Genomic DNA, 19,806 nt, shown 5'->3' on the forward strand with positions numbered 1-19,806 from the left:
TCAGGTTAAGCTGGCTCTTTCTAGGTACATGACTTAAGTCAGTGCGCTGAGTTTATTAAGCGTGAGAGGTGTTTTATGAACGTCTACTCTAATGCCTTTAATTTCCAATCCTATTTAGCAGGCTCGGTTGATCCACGTACTGGCCAGTACACTTGTCAGATTCGACTGGCGACGTTATCGCCACAGGGACCCTTGGAGGTGAGCCGGGACGTCAGTCTATTGTTCTCCATGCTCAACTCCGAAAGCGGGCGTTATGGCACGGGTTGGCATATGAGTAATACCGAGTTTGATGTCAACCGTTCCAGGCTCTCGTTGCTTGATGGCGAACAGTTTCAAACCCAGAGCCTGCCTCCCGTGGGCGAGACATTGGTGATCAAGGATTACAAACTCAAAGACCTGGTGGTCAAGCGACCGGACGCCGAAACGCTTCATGTGATCTATAAAGATGGCACGATTGAGATTTTGAAGCGTCATGCCAGCAACGTGCCCTATCGCATCAATACCATACAATTTGAAAACGGCGAGAGCTTGCGTTTTTGTTATGACTTGGGTGAATTCCTTGAGCGTATTCTGGATCAAAATGGCAATGAATTGCTGATATTGACCTACTCGAGTAACAGATTGTCGATGGTCGATACCCGGGTCGATGGTGGTCGTTATGCACGCGTCCGGTTTACGTATGACAATGATCGTCTGACGGAGGTTACAGCGCCCTATGATCGCAATGGTACTGTCGGTAGCGCGAGTTTTGCGTTTATCTACACTGTATTTCGCAATGGCCTGATGGCCATGAACAATGTGCGCTCACCGATGGGAGGCGAGGAGCGGATTACCTATGCCGAGAACGGGCACGCCTACAGTAACAGCCAATATATTCCAAGGGTTGAACAGTGGGAGCACATACCCGCCAGCAACCAGCCGATGATGACCCGCACTTATGACTACAGCCCCAGCAAGAATTTTACCGGTTATCCTTTTTCTGGTGGCTTTCGCGAAGGAGAAGACAATTTATACCTGGTGAGTGGTGCCTATTCATACTGGACAGACGAAACCTGTATTGATGCTGCATCCAACAATGCGGTACTGAGCGTTACCCGCACCACCTACAACAAATTTCATTTGATGACCGAAGAGCGGGTCCTGCGCGAAGGGACTCGAACCACCCAAACCATTGCTTATAACGAAGTACCTGGCCTGTTTCCCGCACAGCCGCCCAATCTCCAGCTACCCAAGTCCATTACCACGCGTTACGAACTGGTGGCAGGTGGTACCGCAAGGGAGGTGACGGTAGCCATCCAGACCGACGACTACGGTAATGAGCTAAGCCGTACCGAGGCGTCCGGGGTTCGCGTCGACTACACCTATTACCCCATGGCTGGCGAAAGCGGCAAATGCCCTGCCGACCCGCGTGGATTGTTTGTGCGCTACGTCAAGCAAGAGCGTCTTGTCCCGGCGGGTGGCACGCCGGCAGCACGGCTCACGGAGTACACCCATACCCGTGTGCCGCCGACAGGCAGTAGCTACTTCGTCCTCCAACAGTCAAGCAACCAGGCCGGTGTGTTTGCGATGCAGCAAAGCTACTACGACACGCCTGTCGCTTTGGCTGGCCGTCTTAAGAGCAGCACCAGTACGATTGGCGGGCAGGCGTTGGTCAGTGATTTCAGTTACACCGTCTCAGGTGACAACCTTGTGGAAACCCGGCGCCTGAAGGGGCGCGAGGGGCAATGGCTTGAGGCGAAGAGGACGCTTTCGCTGGTTAATCGGCGGTTGCTGTCGATGACGCGGGATGGCGGCAGCACCTTGGACCTGGCGTTTGATGTCAGTGGCCGGTTGACGCAAGAAACGGTTTCCCGTGGAAAACCGCAGCAAGCCAGTCGAGGTTACGCCTATCATTTTGCGACGCAGACCAAACGTGCCCATCTGATCACCACGGATGCACAAGGTAATAAGGCCATTACCTACTATGACGGCGCTGGCCGCCAAGTGTCCGAAGCCCAACTGATTGGCCCGAACCAGGACCAGGAACGGGCCACCGGAACGTGGTGGTATGACGCGCTTGGGCAAACCGTGGAAGTGGTCAATATCGACTACCTGGGCGACGGACAACGCTCTTTGAAAAGCGCCTATGCCTACAGTCGCTGGGGCAATCCCAGCCGCACCACTCATGCCGATGGCCGTGTAGAGATCAATGAGTACGACCCGCTACTCAATCTTACGGAGGAGGGCGTTGTAGGCGGTGAACGCCTGATCAGCTATTTCAATGCGCATAACCAACCGATAAAGGTGGAGCGCATCGATGCTAACAACAATAAGGTCGAAGTGGAGTCGCGCGCCTACGATGGCCTCGGCCAGTGCCTGTCGGTGGTAGACGTCAGCAAAAATCTCACCGAATTTACCTACGATGCCTATGGCCGGCTACTGACGGCTCTTCAAAAACCTGTGGACGGTACCCCGCAACGGCTGCGTAAAACTGACTATGCGCCGGGCACCAGTAGTGAACTGGCCAGTGCGGTCTCTATCGACGGCAAGCGACTGGGGGCTCGTTCTTACGACAGCCTGGGCCGAATGACCAGCCAGGTGCGAGGCACGGGACCGGCCACGACTTGGGAATACGAGGCGGGGTGGAGTGAGCCGGTCGCTATGACGTCCACGCGTGGAAATCATCAGAGCCTGACCTATGACAAAGAGTTGGACGTGGCGAATCGGATTGAGATGACAGGGCTCCCTGTGTGTACCTACCGGCATGACCCGGTTAACGGCGTATTGACACGTTCGGAGACCAGCGGCCTGATTCATGAGTTCTTTCGGGATGCCAACGGTTATACCGAAAAGGATGTTCAAACAGCCGACGGAACCACCTTAACGTCACAGTATGGTTATTCCCCTGGCGGGCGCCTGCTTCATCAGACTGCTGCCGATGGCCAGCGCAGCGTGCTTGAATACGATGCCCACGGACGGTTCTCCAAGATGACGACTGGCTCCATGGTCATAGCGCAGGACTACGATGCACTCGGCCGGCCCCATGGTCTGACATCCACTTTTGGCAGCATGCAGGTTGTTACCAAGGTGACTTACGATGCGCTGGGGCGCGAAGCCGAGCGCCGCTTTGAGCAAAGCGGTGCGTTGTTTCAGGTGATGACCAGCACGTATCACACCAACAGTATGCTGGCGACCCGGTTTCTTCGGGATGCAAGTTCACGGGTGGTGATCGGCGAGACCTTCACCTATGACGCCTATCTGCGGCTCAAGACCTATCGTTGTGAAGGCCTTGAGCATCCAAAGGATCAACTGGGGCGCGCCATTACCGGGCAAGACTTCAGCTTTGACAGCCTCAACAACATCACTCAGGTGGTGACCACTTTTGCTGATTGCACCCAGGATATCTGCGAGCGCTTTTTTACCGGCACCGACCCGACCCAAATGACTCGCTTGACCCACACTCACCCGGTACAGGGTTTCACCGCAGCCTATGATGCCGCGGGCAACTTGCAGGTGAGCCCTGCAGGACAGGTCTATTGCTATGACGGTTTCGAGCAACTGACTGCGGTGCAGGGCGATACCTTCAAATACAGCTATCGGTACGACGCCGAAGCCCGTCAGGTCGTTGCTTCTCGCAGCAATGAGCCGCCTGTGATGTTGGTCTATGCCGGTGATCGCCTCGATACCCTGGTAGAGGGTAATAAAAAAATTCGCTATTTCGACGGTGCAGATCAGGTGATGGCGCGTACTGGCGGGGTGGACGGTACGCAACTGTATCTGAACGATGCCGCTGGCAGCGTCCGTGAAATTTCGTCCCCGGGCCAGGCACATGTGCGTCGTCACTACACGCCCTATGGTGATGCCAAAATCCCCCTTGATGACGGTAAGACGCGCACCATGGCCGATTTGCAACTGCCGGCATACAACGGTCAGCGGTTGGATGCGGCAATCAATCTCTACTTTTTGGGCAACGGTCTACGTGCCTACGATCCTGAGATGATGATGTTCTTGCAGCCTGATCCGTTGAGCCCATTTGAGGAGGGGGGGGACAATAGCTATGGCTATTGTGCTTGTAACCCGATCAACCTGGTTGACCCAAATGGGATGTGGCCTAGTTGGTTGAAGTGGGCGTTAACCGGGGTAGCACTGGCGCTGTCGGTGGTAACGCTTGGGTTTGGGGCAGTCGGTCTTGCGGCAGCGGTAGCGGCGTATGGGGCCAAATCTGTCGCCATGGGGCTAGCCGCAGGTTTAGCAACGGCGACGGCGGTTGCAGCGCCAGCCGTTGCAGGAACTTTAGCCGGCACGGCAATCGCCGCTGCTGCGGCTGCAGCTACGGCTGCGGCTGCCGCAGCAGCATGGGTCATCGCCTCCAAGGCAGCGATGACCGTCGGAGCGGGGCTCGGTGTTGTAAGCGGAACGTTGGGTGTCACAGGGCTGACTATTGCTGAGGTCGATAAAGCAATGGGTTGGGATCGTTCGCATCACATCAGTAGGCTGGGTTGGGCGTCCCTCGGCTTCTCTATTGCCTCGTTGGTGGTGAGTGTAGGCGGAGCTTATACCTCAGCGCACATGGCTTATAACTCTGCTGCAAAGTTTTCCGGTGTTGGCAACCTGAAGCAGACGCCCATCGGCAGTGCGTTATTCGCGGCGCGCCAGCGCATGCTGGGCTTGAGCTACAAGTTCACTGATAAAGGGGGCGTCACCCCATTTAGTCAGATGTTTGGGAGTACCCGGGCGGTATTAAGATTTACCAACCTTGGCCGATCGATCGAAAGTAGAAGCAAGTCGCCAGCCACGCCCCGACCGGAGGCGAGCAGTGGGGGCGCTTCGGCCCAGCCCCAAGCGCAAGCCACGTTTAGCCGGGTGGTCGATATGCCAAGCAGCAGTGCTGGCTACTACCAGGCATTCAGAGACGAGGCATCGCGCATTCGCGAGCCTATCATTGGGGCGTTGTATCAGGGTTAACCCAGCAGTGCGTCATGCGCGCAATCAATCCAGGTGCCGGGGCGACAACATCGCCTCGGTCAAGCCCGCACGCTGCAAGGTAACCCGCGCTCCCACATGGTTTACCGCATTTGAGCTTAAGGGCGCTTGCGCTCCACTGCCCGCAGCAGGTGCGTCGGCGGCGTCTCGCAGCTGATCTTGCGCCCCAGCAACGCCTCGATCGACGGCAGTTGATACGAATCATCTTCCCCGGCAAAGCTGATCGACACACCGGCAGCGCCTGCACGACCGGTCCGGCCAATGCGGTGCACATAGTCGTCCGGCATTTCCGGCAAGGTGAAGTTGATCACGTGGCTGATGCCGTCGATGTGGATCCCGCGGCCCGCCACATCGGTGGCCACCAGCACGCGGATCTTGCCTTCGCGAAAGCCTTCCAGGGTCTTGATGCGCTTGTGCTGCGGCACGTCGCCCGACAGTTGCGCGGCGTTGACGCCATCACGCACCAGGCGCTCTTCGATGCGGCGCACTTCGTCCTTGCGGTTGGCAAATACCATCACCCGCTCCCAACCGTTGTCGTTGATCAGGTTGTAGAGCAGCTTGTACTTGTCGGCACCGGCCACGGCGTAGATGTGTTGCTCGACGTTTTCGCTGGCGACGTTGAGTGCTTCGATCTCGACGATGGACGGGTCGGTGGTCCACTGCTTGGCGAGGTTCATCACGTCTTCGGTGAAGGTCGCGGAGAACAGCAGGGTCTGGCGCTCGGCCTTTGGCGGGGTCTGGCGAATGATCTGACGCACCTGTGGGATGAAACCCATATCGAGCATGCGGTCGGCTTCGTCCAGCACCATCACTTCGACCATGTCCAGGTGTACGTCGCCGCGCTGGTTGAAGTCGAGCAGGCGGCCTGGGGTCGCGACGAGGATGTCGCAATGACGGGCCTCAAGGTGCTTGAGCTGTTTGTCGAAGTCCATGCCGCCGACAAACGTCATCACGTTGAGGCCGGTGTACTTGGTCAAGTCGGCAGCGTCTTTGGCGATCTGCACCACCAGCTCCCGGGTAGGGGCGATGATCAGCGCGCGCGGCTCGCCCATGTAGCGCTCTTTCGGCGGCGGCGTTTGCAACAGTTGGGTGATGATCGAGATCAGGAACGCGGCGGTCTTGCCGGTGCCGGTCTGGGCACGGCCGATAGCGTCTTTGCCGGCGAGGGTGAAGCCCAGCACCTGCGCCTGGATCGGCGTGCAGTACGGGAAGCCCAGGTCCTGGATGGCGTGCATCAGTTCCGGGGCCAGGTTGAAGTCATGGAAGCGGGTTTTACCTTCCTGGGGCTCGACGACGAAGTCTTCGAGTTTCCACGGCGTCACGGGCGGCTTGGGCGCACGTTCGCGGCGTGGTTTGGCGACAGGTGCGGCGAGGATCTCTGCGGGCTCGGCCTGTTCGGGCGGCGTCACCGAGGCTGTTTTCGGTGCGGCGGCAGGTGCGATCCGCTCGGGCTGCCTAGCGTCATTGCGGTTGCCGGGCTTGGGAGCGGGAGCACTGGGAACAGGCGCGAGCGGCTCAGCCTCGCTTTTGCCGAACATCTTCTTGAGTGCTTTGAGCACGGTCATCTCATTAATTGGTTAAGGAATGTACGCCGGCCAGTGTAATGCAAGAATCGGGCGCGGCGTAGTGCGTCTGTCATACAACTACATCAACGCGGGTTTCAGCGCAGGCGCTCGGTCAGCCAGGTGCCGATATCGCGTATCTCTTCGGGTAACACTTCGTGGCTCATTGGGTATTCCTGCCATGTCACGGTGACACTACGGTGCTTTAAATGCTCGTAGGCGCTGCGGCCCATGGCGGTTTGCACCACCTCGTCATACTGGCCATGCAGGCACAGGACGGGGATGCGTTGCTGGCTGGCGGATAATTCCAGCTCATCGTCGAAGGTCGGCGCATAAGTGGAGAGGGCGATCACGCCACCCAGCGGGCCCTGCCATTGTTTAAACGCAGTGTGGAAAACCACTGCTCCGCCCTGGGAAAAGCCCGCCAGGAAAACCCGCGAAGCGTCTATCCCGGTTCTCTTCTGCGCCTCGATCAAATCCGTGACCATTGTGGTCGACGCTTCCAGTTCTTCCAGGCTGATGGAACGGGCTGGGCTCATGGCCCTGATGTCGTACCAACTCGGCATCTCGTAGCCACCGTTAATCGTCACCGCACGGGTGGGCGCCTGGGGCAAAACGAAGCGGGTGGTCAGTAAAGTTTGCTGCAGCATTTCGGCTACCGGCAGGAAGTCGTAGCGATCGGCGCCCAGGCCATGCAGCCAGATAACACAGGCATCTGCGGGTTTGGCGGGCTCAAGGATCAAGGGTTCGGTCATGTCTGCTCCATAGCTGTGCGGGCGCTCCGATTGAGTGCGTCGGAACGGTGCGCGACAGGTTGATCTGTTAAGAGAATGTCGCAAGGGTGAATCTTTTGCCATTGAACATCGCCATCAGCGGCTCAGCCAGCACTCTGGTACGGGCCTTGCTATGTGTAGGTCGATGTCAGAACTCTCCTAGGGCGGTAACACTATCAGTGACTGCCGCTTGTGGGAAAGCAACTGGAATTACCGCAAAAATCTCATGCTGCTCGACCCCAAAAAAAGCCAACACGGGTCGATATCGCCTCATAAGGGTGCGCTGAGGTTGGAGCTCCGACACAACAAGAGCAACTGGAGGTTTGAATGAAGGTATTGAAATCCACCCTGGCCATCGTGACCGCGGCCGCTGTATTGGGTGTCAGTGGTTTTGCCCAAGCTGGCGCCACCCTGGATGCCGTGCAGAAGAAAGGCTTCGTGCAATGTGGCGTGAGTGACGGCCTGCCGGGTTTCTCGGTGCCGGATGCCAGCGGCAAGATCCTCGGGATCGACGCTGACGTGTGCCGCGCCGTGGCCGCCGCCGTTTTCGGTGACGCAACCAAGGTCAAGTTCAGCCAGTTGAACGCCAAGGAGCGTTTCACCGCGCTTCAATCGGGCGAAGTCGACATCCTGTCGCGCAACACCACCATGACCAGCTCCCGCGATGCGGGCATGGGCCTGAAATTCCCGGGCTTCATCACCTACTACGACGGCATCGGCTTCCTGGTTAACAACAAGCTGGGCGTGAAAAGCGCCAAGGAACTGGACGGTGCAACCATTTGCATCCAGGCCGGTACCACCACCGAGCTGAACGTTTCCGACTACTTCCGTGGCAACAACCTCAAATACACCCCGATCACCTTCGACACCTCCGATGAAAGCGCCAAGTCGCTGGAGTCCGGGCGTTGCGACGTACTGACCTCCGACAAGTCCCAACTGTTCGCCCAGCGCAGCAAGCTGGCCGCGCCGAAGGACTACGTGGTCCTGCCGGAAACCATTTCCAAGGAACCGCTGGGCCCGGTCGTGCGTAATGGCGACGACGAGTGGCTGGCCATCGTGCGCTGGGTTGGCTACGCCATGCTCAACGCTGAAGAAGCCGGCATCACGTCGAAAAACGTCGAAGCTGAAGCCAAGTCCACCAAGAATCCGGACGTCGCGCGTCTGCTCGGTGCTGACGGCGAGTACGGCAAAGACCTGAAAGTGAAGAAAGACTGGGTCGTACAGATCGTCAAGCAAGTCGGTAACTACGGCGAAGTGTTCGAGCGCAACCTGGGCAAGAGCACCCCGCTGGAAATCGACCGTGGCCTGAACGCCCTGTGGAACGCCGGCGGCATTCAATACGCACCTCCTGTGCGCTGATCGCTGATGGTTCTGTCACCCGGTGGGCCAACCGCCGGGTGATGTTCTGTTCCATTCTTTGCGGGGCACTTCATGCAAAATCAAATCGGCGCACCCAAGCAGAAGCTCAGCTTCAGCGATCCCAAAGTGCGTGCGTGGCTCTTCCAGATCATCACCATTGTGGCGGTGGTCTCGCTGGGCTGGTACCTCTTCAACAATACCCAGACCAACCTGCAACACCGGGGCATCACCTCGGGGTTCGACTTTCTTGAGCGCAGTGCCGGCTTTGGCATTGCGCAGCATTTGATCGATTACACCGAGTCGGACAGTTATGCCCGGGTGTTTGTGATCGGTTTGCTCAACACCCTGCTGGTGACCTTTATCGGCGTGATCCTGGCGACCCTGCTCGGGTTCGTCATTGGCGTGGCGCGGCTGTCGCCGAACTGGATGATCAACAAGCTGGCGACGGTGTATGTGGAAGTGTTCCGCAACATTCCGCCGCTGCTGCAGATCCTGTTCTGGTACTTCGCGGTGTTCCTGACCATGCCGGGGCCGCGTAACAGCCACAACTTCGGCGATACCTTCTTTGTCAGCAGCCGTGGCCTGAATATGCCCGCAGCGCTTGCCGCTGACGGGTTCTGGCCGTTTGTGGTCAGCGTCGTGGTGGCGATTGTGGCAATCGTGCTGATGGCGCGCTGGGCCAACAAGCGCTTTGAAGCGACCGGCGTACCTTTCCATAAATTCTGGGCGGGCCTGGCGTTGTTCATCGTGATTCCGGCGTTGTGCGCCTTGATCTTCGGCGCGCCGCTGCACTGGGAAATGCCGGAGCTCAAAGGCTTCAACTTTGTTGGCGGCTGGGTGTTGATTCCCGAACTGTTGGCACTGACCCTGGCGCTGACGGTTTATACCGCGGCGTTTATCGCGGAGATCGTGCGCTCGGGCATCAAGTCCGTCAGCCACGGCCAGACCGAAGCGGCGCGTTCCCTGGGCCTGCGCCCCGGGCCGACGTTGCGCAAAGTCATCATCCCGCAAGCGTTGCGCGTGATCATTCCGCCGTTGACCAGCCAATACCTGAACCTGGCGAAAAACTCGTCGCTGGCCGCCGGTATCGGTTACCCGGAAATGGTTTCGCTGTTTGCCGGCACGGTGCTCAACCAGACCGGCCAGGCCATCGAAGTCATTGCCATCACCATGAGCGTGTACCTGGCGATCAGCATCAGCATTTCCCTGCTGATGAACTGGTACAACAAGCGCATTGCGCTGATCGAGCGGTGAGGAAACCTGCATGAGTTCGCATACGTTCAAACCTGATATGCCGCCGCCGAGCAAAGTCTTCGGGCCGATGGCATGGATGCGCGCCAACCTGTTTTCCAGTTGGCTCAACACCCTGCTGACCTTGTTGGCGTTCTACCTGATCTACCTGGTGGTGCCGCCGATTCTGAGCTGGGCGATCATCGACGCCAACTGGGTCGGTACCACGCGCGCCGATTGCACCAAGGAGGGCGCCTGCTGGGTGTTCATCCAACAGCGCTTCGGGCAGTTCATGTACGGCTACTACCCCGGCGACCTGCGCTGGCGCGTGGACCTCACCGTATGGCTGGCCATCGTCGGCGTGGCGCCGTTGTTCATCTCGCGTTTTCAACGCAAGGCGGTCTACGGCCTGAGCTTTCTGGTGCTGTACCCGATCATCGCGTTCTTCCTGCTGCATGGCGGGATCTTCGGCCTGACCAACGTGGCGACCAGCCAATGGGGCGGCCTGATGCTGACCCTGGTGATCGCCACCGTCGGCATCGCCGGCGCCTTGCCCCTGGGCATCATGTTGGCGCTGGGACGGCGTTCGAACATGCCGGCCATTCGTGTGGTCTGCGTGACCTTCATCGAATTCTGGCGCGGCGTGCCGTTGATCACCGTGCTGTTCATGTCCTCGGTGATGCTGCCGTTGTTCCTGCCTGAAGGCATGGGCATCGACAAGCTGCTGCGGGCGTTGATCGGCGTGATCCTGTTCCAGTCGGCCTATGTGGCTGAGGTGGTGCGCGGTGGTTTGCAGGCGATTCCCAAGGGCCAGTACGAAGCGGCCGCAGCGATGGGCCTGGGTTACTGGCGTTCGATGGGCCTGGTGATCCTGCCGCAAGCCTTGAAGATGGTAATCCCCGGCATCGTCAACACGTTTATCGCGTTGTTCAAGGACACGAGCCTTGTGATCATTATCGGCCTGTTCGACCTGCTCAACAGCGTCAAGCAAGCCGCCGCCGACCCCAAATGGCTGGGCATGGCCACTGAAGGCTATGTGTTCGCCGCCCTGGTGTTCTGGATTTTCTGTTTTGGTATGTCGCGCTATTCCATTCATTTGGAACACAAGCTCGACACAGGCCACAAGCGTTAGGAGTTGATGTGATGAGCGAAGCGATCAAACAGCCTGTGAGCCCTGAAGGCATTATCCAGATGCAGGGCGTCAACAAATGGTACGGCCAGTTCCATGTGTTGAAAGATATCAACCTCAACGTCAAGCAAGGCGAGCGTATCGTGTTGTGCGGCCCGTCGGGTTCGGGCAAGTCCACTACCATCCGCTGCCTCAACCGTCTGGAAGAGCACCAGCAGGGCCGCATCGTGGTCGATGGCGTGGAGTTGACCAACGACCTCAAGCAGATCGAGGCGATCCGCCGTGAAGTCGGCATGGTGTTCCAGCACTTCAACCTGTTCCCGCACCTGACCATCTTGCAGAACTGCACGCTGGCGCCGATGTGGGTGCGCAAGATGCCCAAGCGCAAGGCCGAAGAAATCGCCATGCACTACCTTGAGCGCGTACGCATTCCGGAGCAGGCCCACAAGTTTCCGGGGCAACTGTCCGGCGGCCAGCAACAGCGCGTGGCGATTGCCCGCGCGCTGTGCATGAAGCCGAAAATCATGCTGTTTGATGAGCCGACCTCGGCCCTCGACCCGGAAATGGTGAAGGAAGTACTCGACACCATGATCGGCCTGGCCGAAGACGGCATGACCATGTTGTGCGTGACCCACGAAATGGGCTTTGCCCGCACCGTGGCCAATCGCGTGATCTTCATGGACAAGGGCGAGATCGTCGAACAGGCGGCGCCGAATGACTTCTTCGACAACCCGCAGAATGACCGGACCAAGCTGTTCTTGAGCCAGATTCTGCATTGATGGATGGATGATGCTTGAACACTAAACCCGGCCTTGGTGCCGGGTTTAGTGTTTGGAGGATCAAGAGGCTTTGAGGGCGTCTGGCGTTTCGTTATTGAGGGTGTAGGTAAAGGCGTTGCGCAGGTCTGCGCCCTCGGCCAGTTCCTTGGCGTCGGTGAGCAAGTGCGGGTAACGATCCAGTAGTCGCATCAACACCATCAGTGGTTTGGGCGGTGTTATTTCGCCGCGTTCGTAGCGTGAAAAAGCGTTGTGCCCACCGCCGGACAGCCATTGCACGGTTTCTTTTTGCGTGAGATGCAGCTTGCGGCGAATACGCTTCAGTTCGACGCCCATCAGTCGCCGGGCGGCGTGGAGCAGGTCATCACCTGCCTTGGCATGGCGTTCGCTGCTGTCGGGGTCGTACATGCCGTCCTCGCAAACTTGGCATTCCCAGCCCGAAAGATCATCAATGCGCCGCTCCATGCCTTTTATGCGCAGAGTTTCGCTGCGGCCTTCAAAGCGTGTCATGGCGTCTGGGGCACCGCAAATACAGCATTGTTGGGTTTTCATGGGTTCATCCCTTTGAAGGAGATCACCGGTGGGTTACTGCCAGAGCAGTAAGTGACCTTGAGTAATGAGGTGTGTACTTTTCCATAAGACACCTAAGTCCAATAATTACCCTCTGAGGGTAATTTTACCAATCGAAAATTCTGTTCTTTTTCCTGCCTGAAAATCCTAGTGCGTTGCCTTTGTAGGCAACTCCGAATAGGCTGTAGGAAAATTCATCCTATGATTGGACGAAAGCGTAAAGCTCATGACAGACATCGCCCCGTTGATCAAACGCTCCCTGGTAGACCAGGCCCTGGAGCAGTTGCGCTGGCGTATAACCGAAGGAAAATGGGCCATCGGCGAACGCCTGCCCACCGAACCGGAGCTGTCTGCCGAGCTGGGCATCAGCCGCAACACCGTACGAGAGGCCATGCGTGTATTAGCGTTTTCCGGCTTGATCGAAATCCGCCAGGGCGATGGCAGCTATTTGCGTTCGATGACCGACCCGCTGGGTGCGATGCGTGCGTTGTCCCATTGCTCGCTGGAACAGGCGCAGGAAACGCGGCAGATCCTCGAAGTGGAAGCCATCGGGCTCGCGGCGTTGCGCCGTAGCGATGACGACCTCGTCGCGCTACGCCAAGCCCTCCAGGCCAGCGCCGCGTTGTATCACGGTGAACTGGAGGCCTACATCAGCGCCGACCTGGTGTTCCACCAACGCTTGGTGGACGCGGCGCACAACCCGGCCCTAAGCGAGCTGTACCTTTATTTTTCAAGCATCGTCGGCGCCCAACTGCGCCAGACCCTGAACACCTCGCCGCGTCGCCAGGCCGTGTTCGACCTGCATATAGCCCTGCTCGACGCCGTGGAACACCAAGACCCGGAACGCGCCAAATCCCTCTGCCGGCAGTTGATCAATGAACCTTGAAACCCCAAACAAGCAACGTGCAACCGAACTGGAAGAACTGCTGATCGATGCCGAAGCCAACGACGAGCTGGTCCAGCAGCACGAGCCGGTGGTCAGCCGGCCGTGGCTGTTGCTGCTCGGCCTGGTCCTGGTGGCGTTGAACCTGCGCCCGGCGTTGTCGAGCCTGTCGCCGCTGCTCAGCGAAGTGTCCGCCAGCCTGGGTTTGTCGGGGGCCAGGGCCGGTTTGCTGACCACCTTGCCGGTGCTGTGCCTGGGGCTGTTCGCGCCGCTGGCGCCGATCCTGGCCCGGCGTTTTGGCGCCGAGCGCGTGGTCCTGGGGATTCTGCTGACACTCGCCGGCGGCATCATCCTGCGCAGTTCTCTCGGAGAATTCGGGCTGTTCGCCGGTAGCCTGCTGGCCGGTGCGAGCATCGGCATCATCGGTGTGTTGCTGCCGGGCATCGTCAAGCGTGATTTCGCCAGGCAGGCCGGCGCCATGACCGGTGTCTACTCCATGGCCCTGTGCCTGGGCGCGGCCCTGGCTGCTGGCGCGACCGTGCCCTTGAGCCATTATTTCGCGGGCAGTTGGGCCATCGGCCTGGGCTTCTGGATGGTCCCGGCCCTGGTGGCGGCGCTGTTCTGGTTGCCTCAGGTGGGCCAGAAACACAGCGCCCATCAGGCGGCTTACCGGGTCAAGGGCTTGCTGCGCGACCCGCTGGCCTGGCAGGTCACCGTGTACATGGGCCTGCAATCCTCCCTGGCCTACATCGTGTTCGGCTGGTTGCCATCGATTCTGATCGGTCGCGGCCTGAGCGCCACCGAGGCCGGGCTGGCGCTGTCGGGCTCGATCATCCTGCAGTTGTTCAGTTCCCTGGCCGCGCCGTGGCTGGCCACACGCGGCAAGGACCAGCGCCTGGCAATCGTGGTGGTGATGCTGCTGACGCTCGGCGGTCTGTTCGGTTGCCTGTATGCGCCACTCGATGGCCTGTGGGGCTGGGCGATTCTGCTGGGCCTGGGGCAGGGCGGCACCTTCAGCCTGGCGCTGACCCTGATCGTGCTGCGCTCCCGGGATTCCCATGTCGCCGCCAACCTGTCAGGCATGGCCCAGGGCATTGGCTACACCCTCGCGTCGATGGGCCCGTTTGCGGTCGGCCTGGTGCATGACTGGACTGGCGGTTGGGCGGCGATCGGTTGGATCTTCGCCGTGATCGGACTCGGCGCGATTATCGCGGGCCTTGGCGCCGGTCGTGCACGCTACGTAAACGTCACCAGCGAGAAAGTCTAAAGGCAGACACTTTCGACAGTGCCTGCATGGCACGCCACTCCAATGCGCTGCCAGTGGATGGTGGCTTTTTCGTAGTTGTTGTATCGGCTTTCAATCACTCAAAAGGTTATCTGTTTCCGGCCGATAACGCCCAACAGGATTAGGCAATCATTCCTGCACTGGGCCCTCATGGCGATTGCATCAGTGTCACAGGTTGCCGCTGGATCAATAGCTATGAAGAGGTAGTGATGGTTTCGCCGCAAGGTTCAAGCGCGGGAGCGAACCGCACACCAGATCCGCCGGTTGTCCCCCCGTTTCATTGGCAGCACATGAATATCCTGGTGGTGGAGGATCATTCAGCCTACCGGCTGCTGTTGGGCTGGATGTTGCAAAAGCTGGGCCTGGGGTACGAGTTGGCCGCCGATGGGTTCATGGGGCTGGAGGCGTTTACCCGCCGGCCCTTTGATTTGGTGATCTGCGATTGCCAGATGCCGTTTATGGATGGTTACAGCATGGCCAGCGCTATTCGCCAGCATGAGCACGACCACGGATTGAGGCGAGTACCGATCATTGCCTTGACCGCCAACCTGCAAAACGATACCCCCCGGCGCTGTCGCGAAGCGGGCATGGATGCCTGGCTGCTCAAGCCACTGACCCTGGAACAACTGCACGCCGTGCTGCTGCACTGGTTGCCTGGCAGTGATGGTCCGCAAGCTAACCAGGAGACTGCGCCAGCCCCTGGCTGGCCAACCCGCGCCACGCTTGTCGCGACGTTTGGCAGCGACGCGATCGTCGATCAACTGCTCGAAGGCCTGCTGGTGGAAGCCTGGGAAGACTATCGCGTCTTGCGCCACGCCCGTTCAACGCTGAACGCCTCACTGGCTGCCGAGCGCCTGCATCGCCTGGTGGGTAGCCTGGTATTTCTGGGCGGCAGCGACCTCGAGTCCACTGCCACGCAATTGATCGAGCAGGTCCGGTCCGGCGATGTTGCTTCCCACTCGGTGCAACTGGAGCTGTTCCAGGCACGTTTGTGCGTTTATCTCGAATACTTGTCCCGTCTCTGAATCCGCGCCTGCAAGGGCTTTTCGTTTCCGAGTGAGCTGGTTTTGACTGTAGGTGTTTTCCTGTTGTTTTGTAGGCAAAAACTTAGCTGGTACAGAACATTGGGTGTGGCTGCAAGTGACGCTTTGTTAGCTGTTGTTGATGAATGCCGGCGGAGGTATTTTGCGCTGATTCAAGTTGCAATCATTCGTGGGTACCTATGCTTCGAGTAATTATTGCTGACGATCACCCTATTGTTCGCGTCGGGCAAAGGGTCGTGATCGAGGCGAATGGAAGATGCACAGTGGTCGGTGAGGCCGACGGTCCTGATCAGTTGCTTGACGTGTTGAGCACAACCCCGTGCGACGTGCTGGTCACGGATTTCGCCATGCCAGGCGGCCAGCAGGCCGATGGCTACGGTTTGTTGGGCCTGCTGCACCGCCAGTATCCGCAGGTGCCGGTGATTGTGGTGACGATGTTCGCCAGCATCGCCATCTTGCGTGCAGCTTTTTCCCATGGTGTGCGCGGCGTGGTCGCCAAGAGTGCTTCGGCCAAGGAGTTGCCCCAGGCGATCAAGGCCGTGTGTGCGGGCCAGACCTTCACCAGCGAATCCCTGCGCTTGCAGTTGGTGGAGTCAGGGGTGGGCGACCAGTCCGGGCAGCCTAAATTGTCCGACAAGGAGCGCGAGGTGGTGCGAATGTTGGCCAGCGGCATGACCGTCAGCCAGATTGCGGCGCAGGTCAACCGCAGTATTTCCACCATCAGCAAGCAGAAAAGCACGGCCATGCAACGTTTGAGTATTTCGACGGATGTCGATTTGTTTGCTTATGCGCGCGATACGGGAATGGTGCCGTAGAAAGCAATGGCATTCTCGTGTTACGCGGACTATCGTTCGGCATCCCTGTTCATCCTGCGAAAACTGCCCATGAGTGATGCCCATAACGCCCTGATCACTGAGTTCTATAGCGCCTTTCAGCGCCTGGACGCCGAAGCCATGGCCGCCTGTTATACCCAGGACGTGGTGTTCAGCGATCCGGCCTTCGGCGAACTGCGCGGGCAAGACGCCGGCGACATGTGGCGCATGCTCACCACTCGGGCCAAGGATTTTTCCCTGACCTTTGACAACGTGCGCAGCGAGGGCAACGCAGGCAGCGCGCACTGGGTGGCGACCTACCTGTTCAGCGCGACCGGCAATACGGTGGTCAACGATATTCAGGCGCGCTTTGTGTTTCGTGACGGCAGGATTTGCGAGCATCACGACCATTTCGACCTGTGGCGCTGGTCGCGCCAGGCGTTGGGCACCAAGGGCCTGTTACTGGGCTGGACGCCCTTGGTGAAAAACGCCGTACGCGCCCAGGCACGCAAAGGTTTGAAGGCATTCCAGGCCGGTCGTTGATAAGCTGGGTGCTTCTGTACAGTGCCGAATCCCGTCGTGAACACGCCTGAATCCAAACCCTGGTTCGTCTACCTGGTGCGCGCCGCCAATGGCTCGCTGTATTGCGGCATCAGCAATGACCCGGTGCGCCGGTTCGCCACCCATCAGAGCGGCAAGGGCGCGCGGTTTTTCCTTTCCAGCCCGGCCGTTGCGCTGGTGTATACCGAGCAATGTGCGAGCAAAGGCGAAGCACTGCGCCAGGAACGCTTGATCAAGAAATTGAAGAAGAGCGCCAAGGAGTGCCTGGCGACCAGTGCTTCATCAGGCTGACTGACAGTTTCCATCAGGCGCAATAACAAAATATTTGCAAACAAGGGTGAGGTAAACCGCTCGTCCATCCGTGTAGTGCTTGAAACTGCGATCAATTCGCATTAACAGCGTTTTTACACGGATGCTCACAGCATGAAATCGACGGCGGGCGGTAGGGTCAAACAGTGGCTGGGAGCCTCGGTATTTTCAGTCTCGGCGCTGGCGTTGCTGCCCCTGGCCGTGGCACAGGCACAGGAGCAGCAAAGCGCCCAGTTCACCTTTGCTCTGGCGGCCAAACCACTGCCCCAGGCGCTGAGTGATTTCAGCCGGGTCACCGGGATCAGCGTGATCTATACCGATGAAGCGCCTTACGGCCTCAACGCCCCGGCGCTCAACGGGCAGATGAGCGCGACCCAGGCGCTGCAACGCCTGCTGGGCAACTCCGGCTTCACCTTCCGCCAGATCGACGCCCGTACCCTGGCGCTGGAGCCGCTGCCCGCCGACGGCGCGGTCAATCTCGGCGCCACCACCATCAGCGCTGTCAGCCCTGGCCAGGACGGCACCAGCTACCAACCGCCGCCGACCAGCTCGGTGATGCGCTCCCAGGGCCTGCTGCTGGAAACCCCGCAAACCGTCAATGTAGTACCCGCCCAGGTCTTGCGCGATCAACAACCGCGCAACCTGGATGACGCGCTGGGCAATATCAGCGGCATCACCCAGTCCAACACCCTTGGCAGCACCCAGGACGCGGTGATGCTGCGCGGCTTCGGCGACAACCGCAACGGCTCGATCATGAAGGACGGCATGCCGGTGGTGCAGGGCCGTGCGTTGAACGCCACCGCCGAGCGCGTGGAAGTGCTCAAGGGGCCGTCGTCGTTGCTGTACGGCATCCAGGACCCGGGCGGCGTGGTCAACATCGTCAGCAAAAAGCCTGAGTTGGTGCAGTCCACGTCCTTGACCGCGCGCGGCTCGACCTTCGGCAGCGGCAAGAATGGCAGTGGCGGCAGCCTGGATACCACCGGCCCGATTGGCGACGGCGGCCTGGCCTATCGCCTGATCGTCGACCATGAAGACGAAGACTACTGGCGCAACTACGGCACCCACCGCGAAACCCTGGTGGCGCCGTCCCTGGGTTGGTATGGCGACGCGACCCAAGTGGTGTTTGCCTATGAGCACCGCGAGTTTTTGTCGCCGTTCGACCGTGGCACGGCCATCGACCCAAAAACCAATCACCCGCTGAACATCCCCGCGACGCGCCGCCTGGATGAGCCGTTCAACAATATGGAAGGCCGCTCCGACCTGTACCGCCTGACCGTCGACCACGACCTGAACGACGACTGGAAAGCCCACTTCGGCTACAGCTGGAACCGTGAAACCTATGACGCCAGCCAGGTGCGCGTGGTCAAGGTCAACACCAACGGCACCCTCACCCGCAGCATGGACGGCACCCAGGGCGCGCTGACCACTGACCGCTTCGCTACCGCCAGCCTTGAAGGCAAGGTCGACGTGGCCGGCATGCGGCACGACCTGGTGTTCGGGCTGGACGATGAATACCGCAAAATCCACCGCGCCGAGCTGATTCGCCAGGCGCCACGTGGCAGCTTCAACTTCAACGATCCGGTCTACGGCAACGAAGTGGCGGGCTCCAACGTCAGTGCGCCGGACAGCAACCAGACCGATCTGCTGCGCAGCGATTCGCTGTTCTTCCAGGATGCCCTGCACCTGAACGACCAGTGGATCCTGGTGGGCGGCGCGCGCTACCAGATGTACGACCAATACGCCGGCAAGGGCGTGCCGTTCACCGCCAACACCGACGGCAACGGCCAGAAGTGGGTGCCGCGTGCCGGGCTGGTGTATCGCTACAACGACGAACTGTCGTTCTACGGCAGCTACACAGAGTCGTTCAAACCCAACTCCACCATCGCGCCGTTGGCCAACAAAACGGTGCTGGAGGGCAGCCTGCAGCCGGAAGAATCCAAGGCCTGGGAGCTGGGTACCAAGTTCGACTTGCCGGGACGCATCACCGCGAGCGCGGCGCTGTTCACCATCGATAAGCGCAACGTGCTGGTGCAGGTGGGCGAGGGTCTGACCTCGGTCTACAGCGTGGCGGGCAAGGTGCGTTCCCGTGGCCTGGAGCTGGATGCCAGCGGCCAGCTGAGCGATAAGTGGAGCCTGATCGGCAGTTACGCCTACACCGATGCCGAGGTCACCGAAGACCCGACGCTCAAAGGCAATCGCCTGCAAAACGTGGCGAAAAATACCGCGTCGTTGTCGGCCGTGTATGACTTCGGCAGCCTGCTGGGTGGCGATCAACTGCGCGTCGGTGCCGGTGCGCGCTACGTCGGCGAGCGGGCAGGGGATGCGGCCAACAGCTTCGAATTGCCGAGCTATACAGTGGCCGATGCGTTCGCCAGCTATGACACCAAAATCGACGGGCAGAAGGTCAAGTTCCAGCTCAATGTGAAAAACCTTTTCGACCGCACTTACTACACCTCTTCGGTGAACACACGGTTCGTGTCCATCGGTGATGCGCGGCAGGTGTCGGTGTCCAGCACCCTTACCTTCTGACCGAATTTGCTTTTTTGTGGGAG

At 59.3% G+C, this 19,806-nt stretch carries 15 protein-coding genes; 12 read left to right on the forward strand and 3 right to left on the reverse strand.

All coding sequences use genetic code 11. The annotated features are described in order from the left end of the window. The first annotated feature begins 75 nt into the window (after positions 1-75). Positions 76-4,944, forward strand: a complete 4,869-nt coding sequence (locus tag C4J89_RS05075) for an RHS repeat domain-containing protein (protein ID WP_124413903.1) — start codon at positions 76-78, stop codon at positions 4,942-4,944. Between the two features lie 116 nt (positions 4,945-5,060). Here C4J89_RS05075 and rhlB read toward each other — a convergent pair whose 3' ends face one another. Then, positions 5,061-6,527: an ATP-dependent RNA helicase RhlB gene (gene rhlB / locus C4J89_RS05080; RefSeq protein WP_124361403.1), complete on the reverse strand. Its 1,467-nt coding sequence runs from the start codon at positions 6,525-6,527 to the stop codon at positions 5,061-5,063. Between the two features lie 95 nt (positions 6,528-6,622). Next, the gene (locus C4J89_RS05085; RefSeq protein ID WP_124413904.1) at positions 6,623-7,279 is read right to left on the reverse strand and encodes an alpha/beta hydrolase; all 657 of its coding nucleotides are present in this window, start codon (positions 7,277-7,279) and stop codon (positions 6,623-6,625) included. Between the two features lie 345 nt (positions 7,280-7,624). Here C4J89_RS05085 and C4J89_RS05090 point away from each other — a divergent pair, with 345 nt between their 5' ends. The 4 genes from C4J89_RS05090 to C4J89_RS05105 all read left to right on the forward strand — a co-directional run bounded on the left by C4J89_RS05090 (position 7,625) and on the right by C4J89_RS05105 (position 11,794). Then, a complete protein-coding gene (locus C4J89_RS05090) occupies positions 7,625-8,656 on the forward strand; it encodes an amino acid ABC transporter substrate-binding protein (RefSeq protein WP_048723770.1) in 1,032 nt (343 codons plus the stop codon). A gap of 72 nt (positions 8,657-8,728) precedes the next feature. Beyond that, positions 8,729-9,910: an amino acid ABC transporter permease gene (locus C4J89_RS05095; RefSeq protein WP_124413905.1), complete on the forward strand. Its 1,182-nt coding sequence runs from the start codon at positions 8,729-8,731 to the stop codon at positions 9,908-9,910. A gap of 10 nt (positions 9,911-9,920) precedes the next feature. Beyond that, positions 9,921-11,018 (forward strand): amino acid ABC transporter permease, encoded by a 1,098-nt coding sequence (locus C4J89_RS05100; RefSeq protein ID WP_124361406.1) that lies wholly within the window; start codon positions 9,921-9,923, stop codon positions 11,016-11,018. A gap of 11 nt (positions 11,019-11,029) precedes the next feature. After that, positions 11,030-11,794, forward strand: coding sequence for an amino acid ABC transporter ATP-binding protein (locus tag C4J89_RS05105; protein ID WP_003171943.1), 765 nt, complete (start codon positions 11,030-11,032; stop codon positions 11,792-11,794). 60 nt (positions 11,795-11,854) lie between these two features. On the opposite strand, the gene C4J89_RS05110 is transcribed toward C4J89_RS05105, so the two are convergent. Beyond that, a complete protein-coding gene (locus C4J89_RS05110) occupies positions 11,855-12,343 on the reverse strand; it encodes a type II toxin-antitoxin system MqsA family antitoxin (protein WP_124413906.1) in 489 nt (162 codons plus the stop codon). Positions 12,344-12,587: 244 nt separating this feature from the next. Here C4J89_RS05110 and C4J89_RS05115 point away from each other — a divergent pair, with 244 nt between their 5' ends. From C4J89_RS05115 to C4J89_RS05145, 7 genes are all read left to right on the forward strand, one after another. Next, positions 12,588-13,247, forward strand: a complete 660-nt coding sequence (locus tag C4J89_RS05115) for a FadR/GntR family transcriptional regulator (RefSeq protein ID WP_124406339.1) — start codon at positions 12,588-12,590, stop codon at positions 13,245-13,247. Then, the gene (locus tag C4J89_RS05120; protein ID WP_124413907.1) at positions 13,237-14,511 is read left to right on the forward strand and encodes a CynX/NimT family MFS transporter; all 1,275 of its coding nucleotides are present in this window, start codon (positions 13,237-13,239) and stop codon (positions 14,509-14,511) included. The genes C4J89_RS05115 and C4J89_RS05120 overlap by 11 nt, the downstream gene beginning before the upstream one ends. Before the next feature lie 227 nt (positions 14,512-14,738). Beyond that, complete coding sequence (locus C4J89_RS05125; protein WP_124413908.1) at positions 14,739-15,554, forward strand: response regulator; 816 nt, start codon at positions 14,739-14,741, stop codon at positions 15,552-15,554. A gap of 197 nt (positions 15,555-15,751) precedes the next feature. Continuing rightward, positions 15,752-16,387, forward strand: a complete 636-nt coding sequence (locus C4J89_RS05130) for a response regulator transcription factor (RefSeq protein WP_124361411.1) — start codon at positions 15,752-15,754, stop codon at positions 16,385-16,387. Positions 16,388-16,456: 69 nt separating this feature from the next. Next, on the forward strand, positions 16,457-16,927 hold the full coding sequence (locus C4J89_RS05135) for a nuclear transport factor 2 family protein (RefSeq protein ID WP_124361412.1): 471 nt from the start codon (positions 16,457-16,459) through the stop codon (positions 16,925-16,927). 36 nt (positions 16,928-16,963) lie between these two features. Then, positions 16,964-17,236 (forward strand): GIY-YIG nuclease family protein, encoded by a 273-nt coding sequence (locus C4J89_RS05140; protein ID WP_124361413.1) that lies wholly within the window; start codon positions 16,964-16,966, stop codon positions 17,234-17,236. 132 nt (positions 17,237-17,368) lie between these two features. Beyond that, on the forward strand, positions 17,369-19,783 hold the full coding sequence (locus tag C4J89_RS05145) for a TonB-dependent receptor (RefSeq protein ID WP_124413909.1): 2,415 nt from the start codon (positions 17,369-17,371) through the stop codon (positions 19,781-19,783). The last annotated feature ends 23 nt before the right edge of the window (positions 19,784-19,806 follow it).

Origin of the sequence: Pseudomonas sp. R4-35-07 (assembly GCF_003852235.1) — a bacterium.
Taxonomy (GTDB): Bacteria; Pseudomonadota; Gammaproteobacteria; order Pseudomonadales; family Pseudomonadaceae; genus Aquipseudomonas.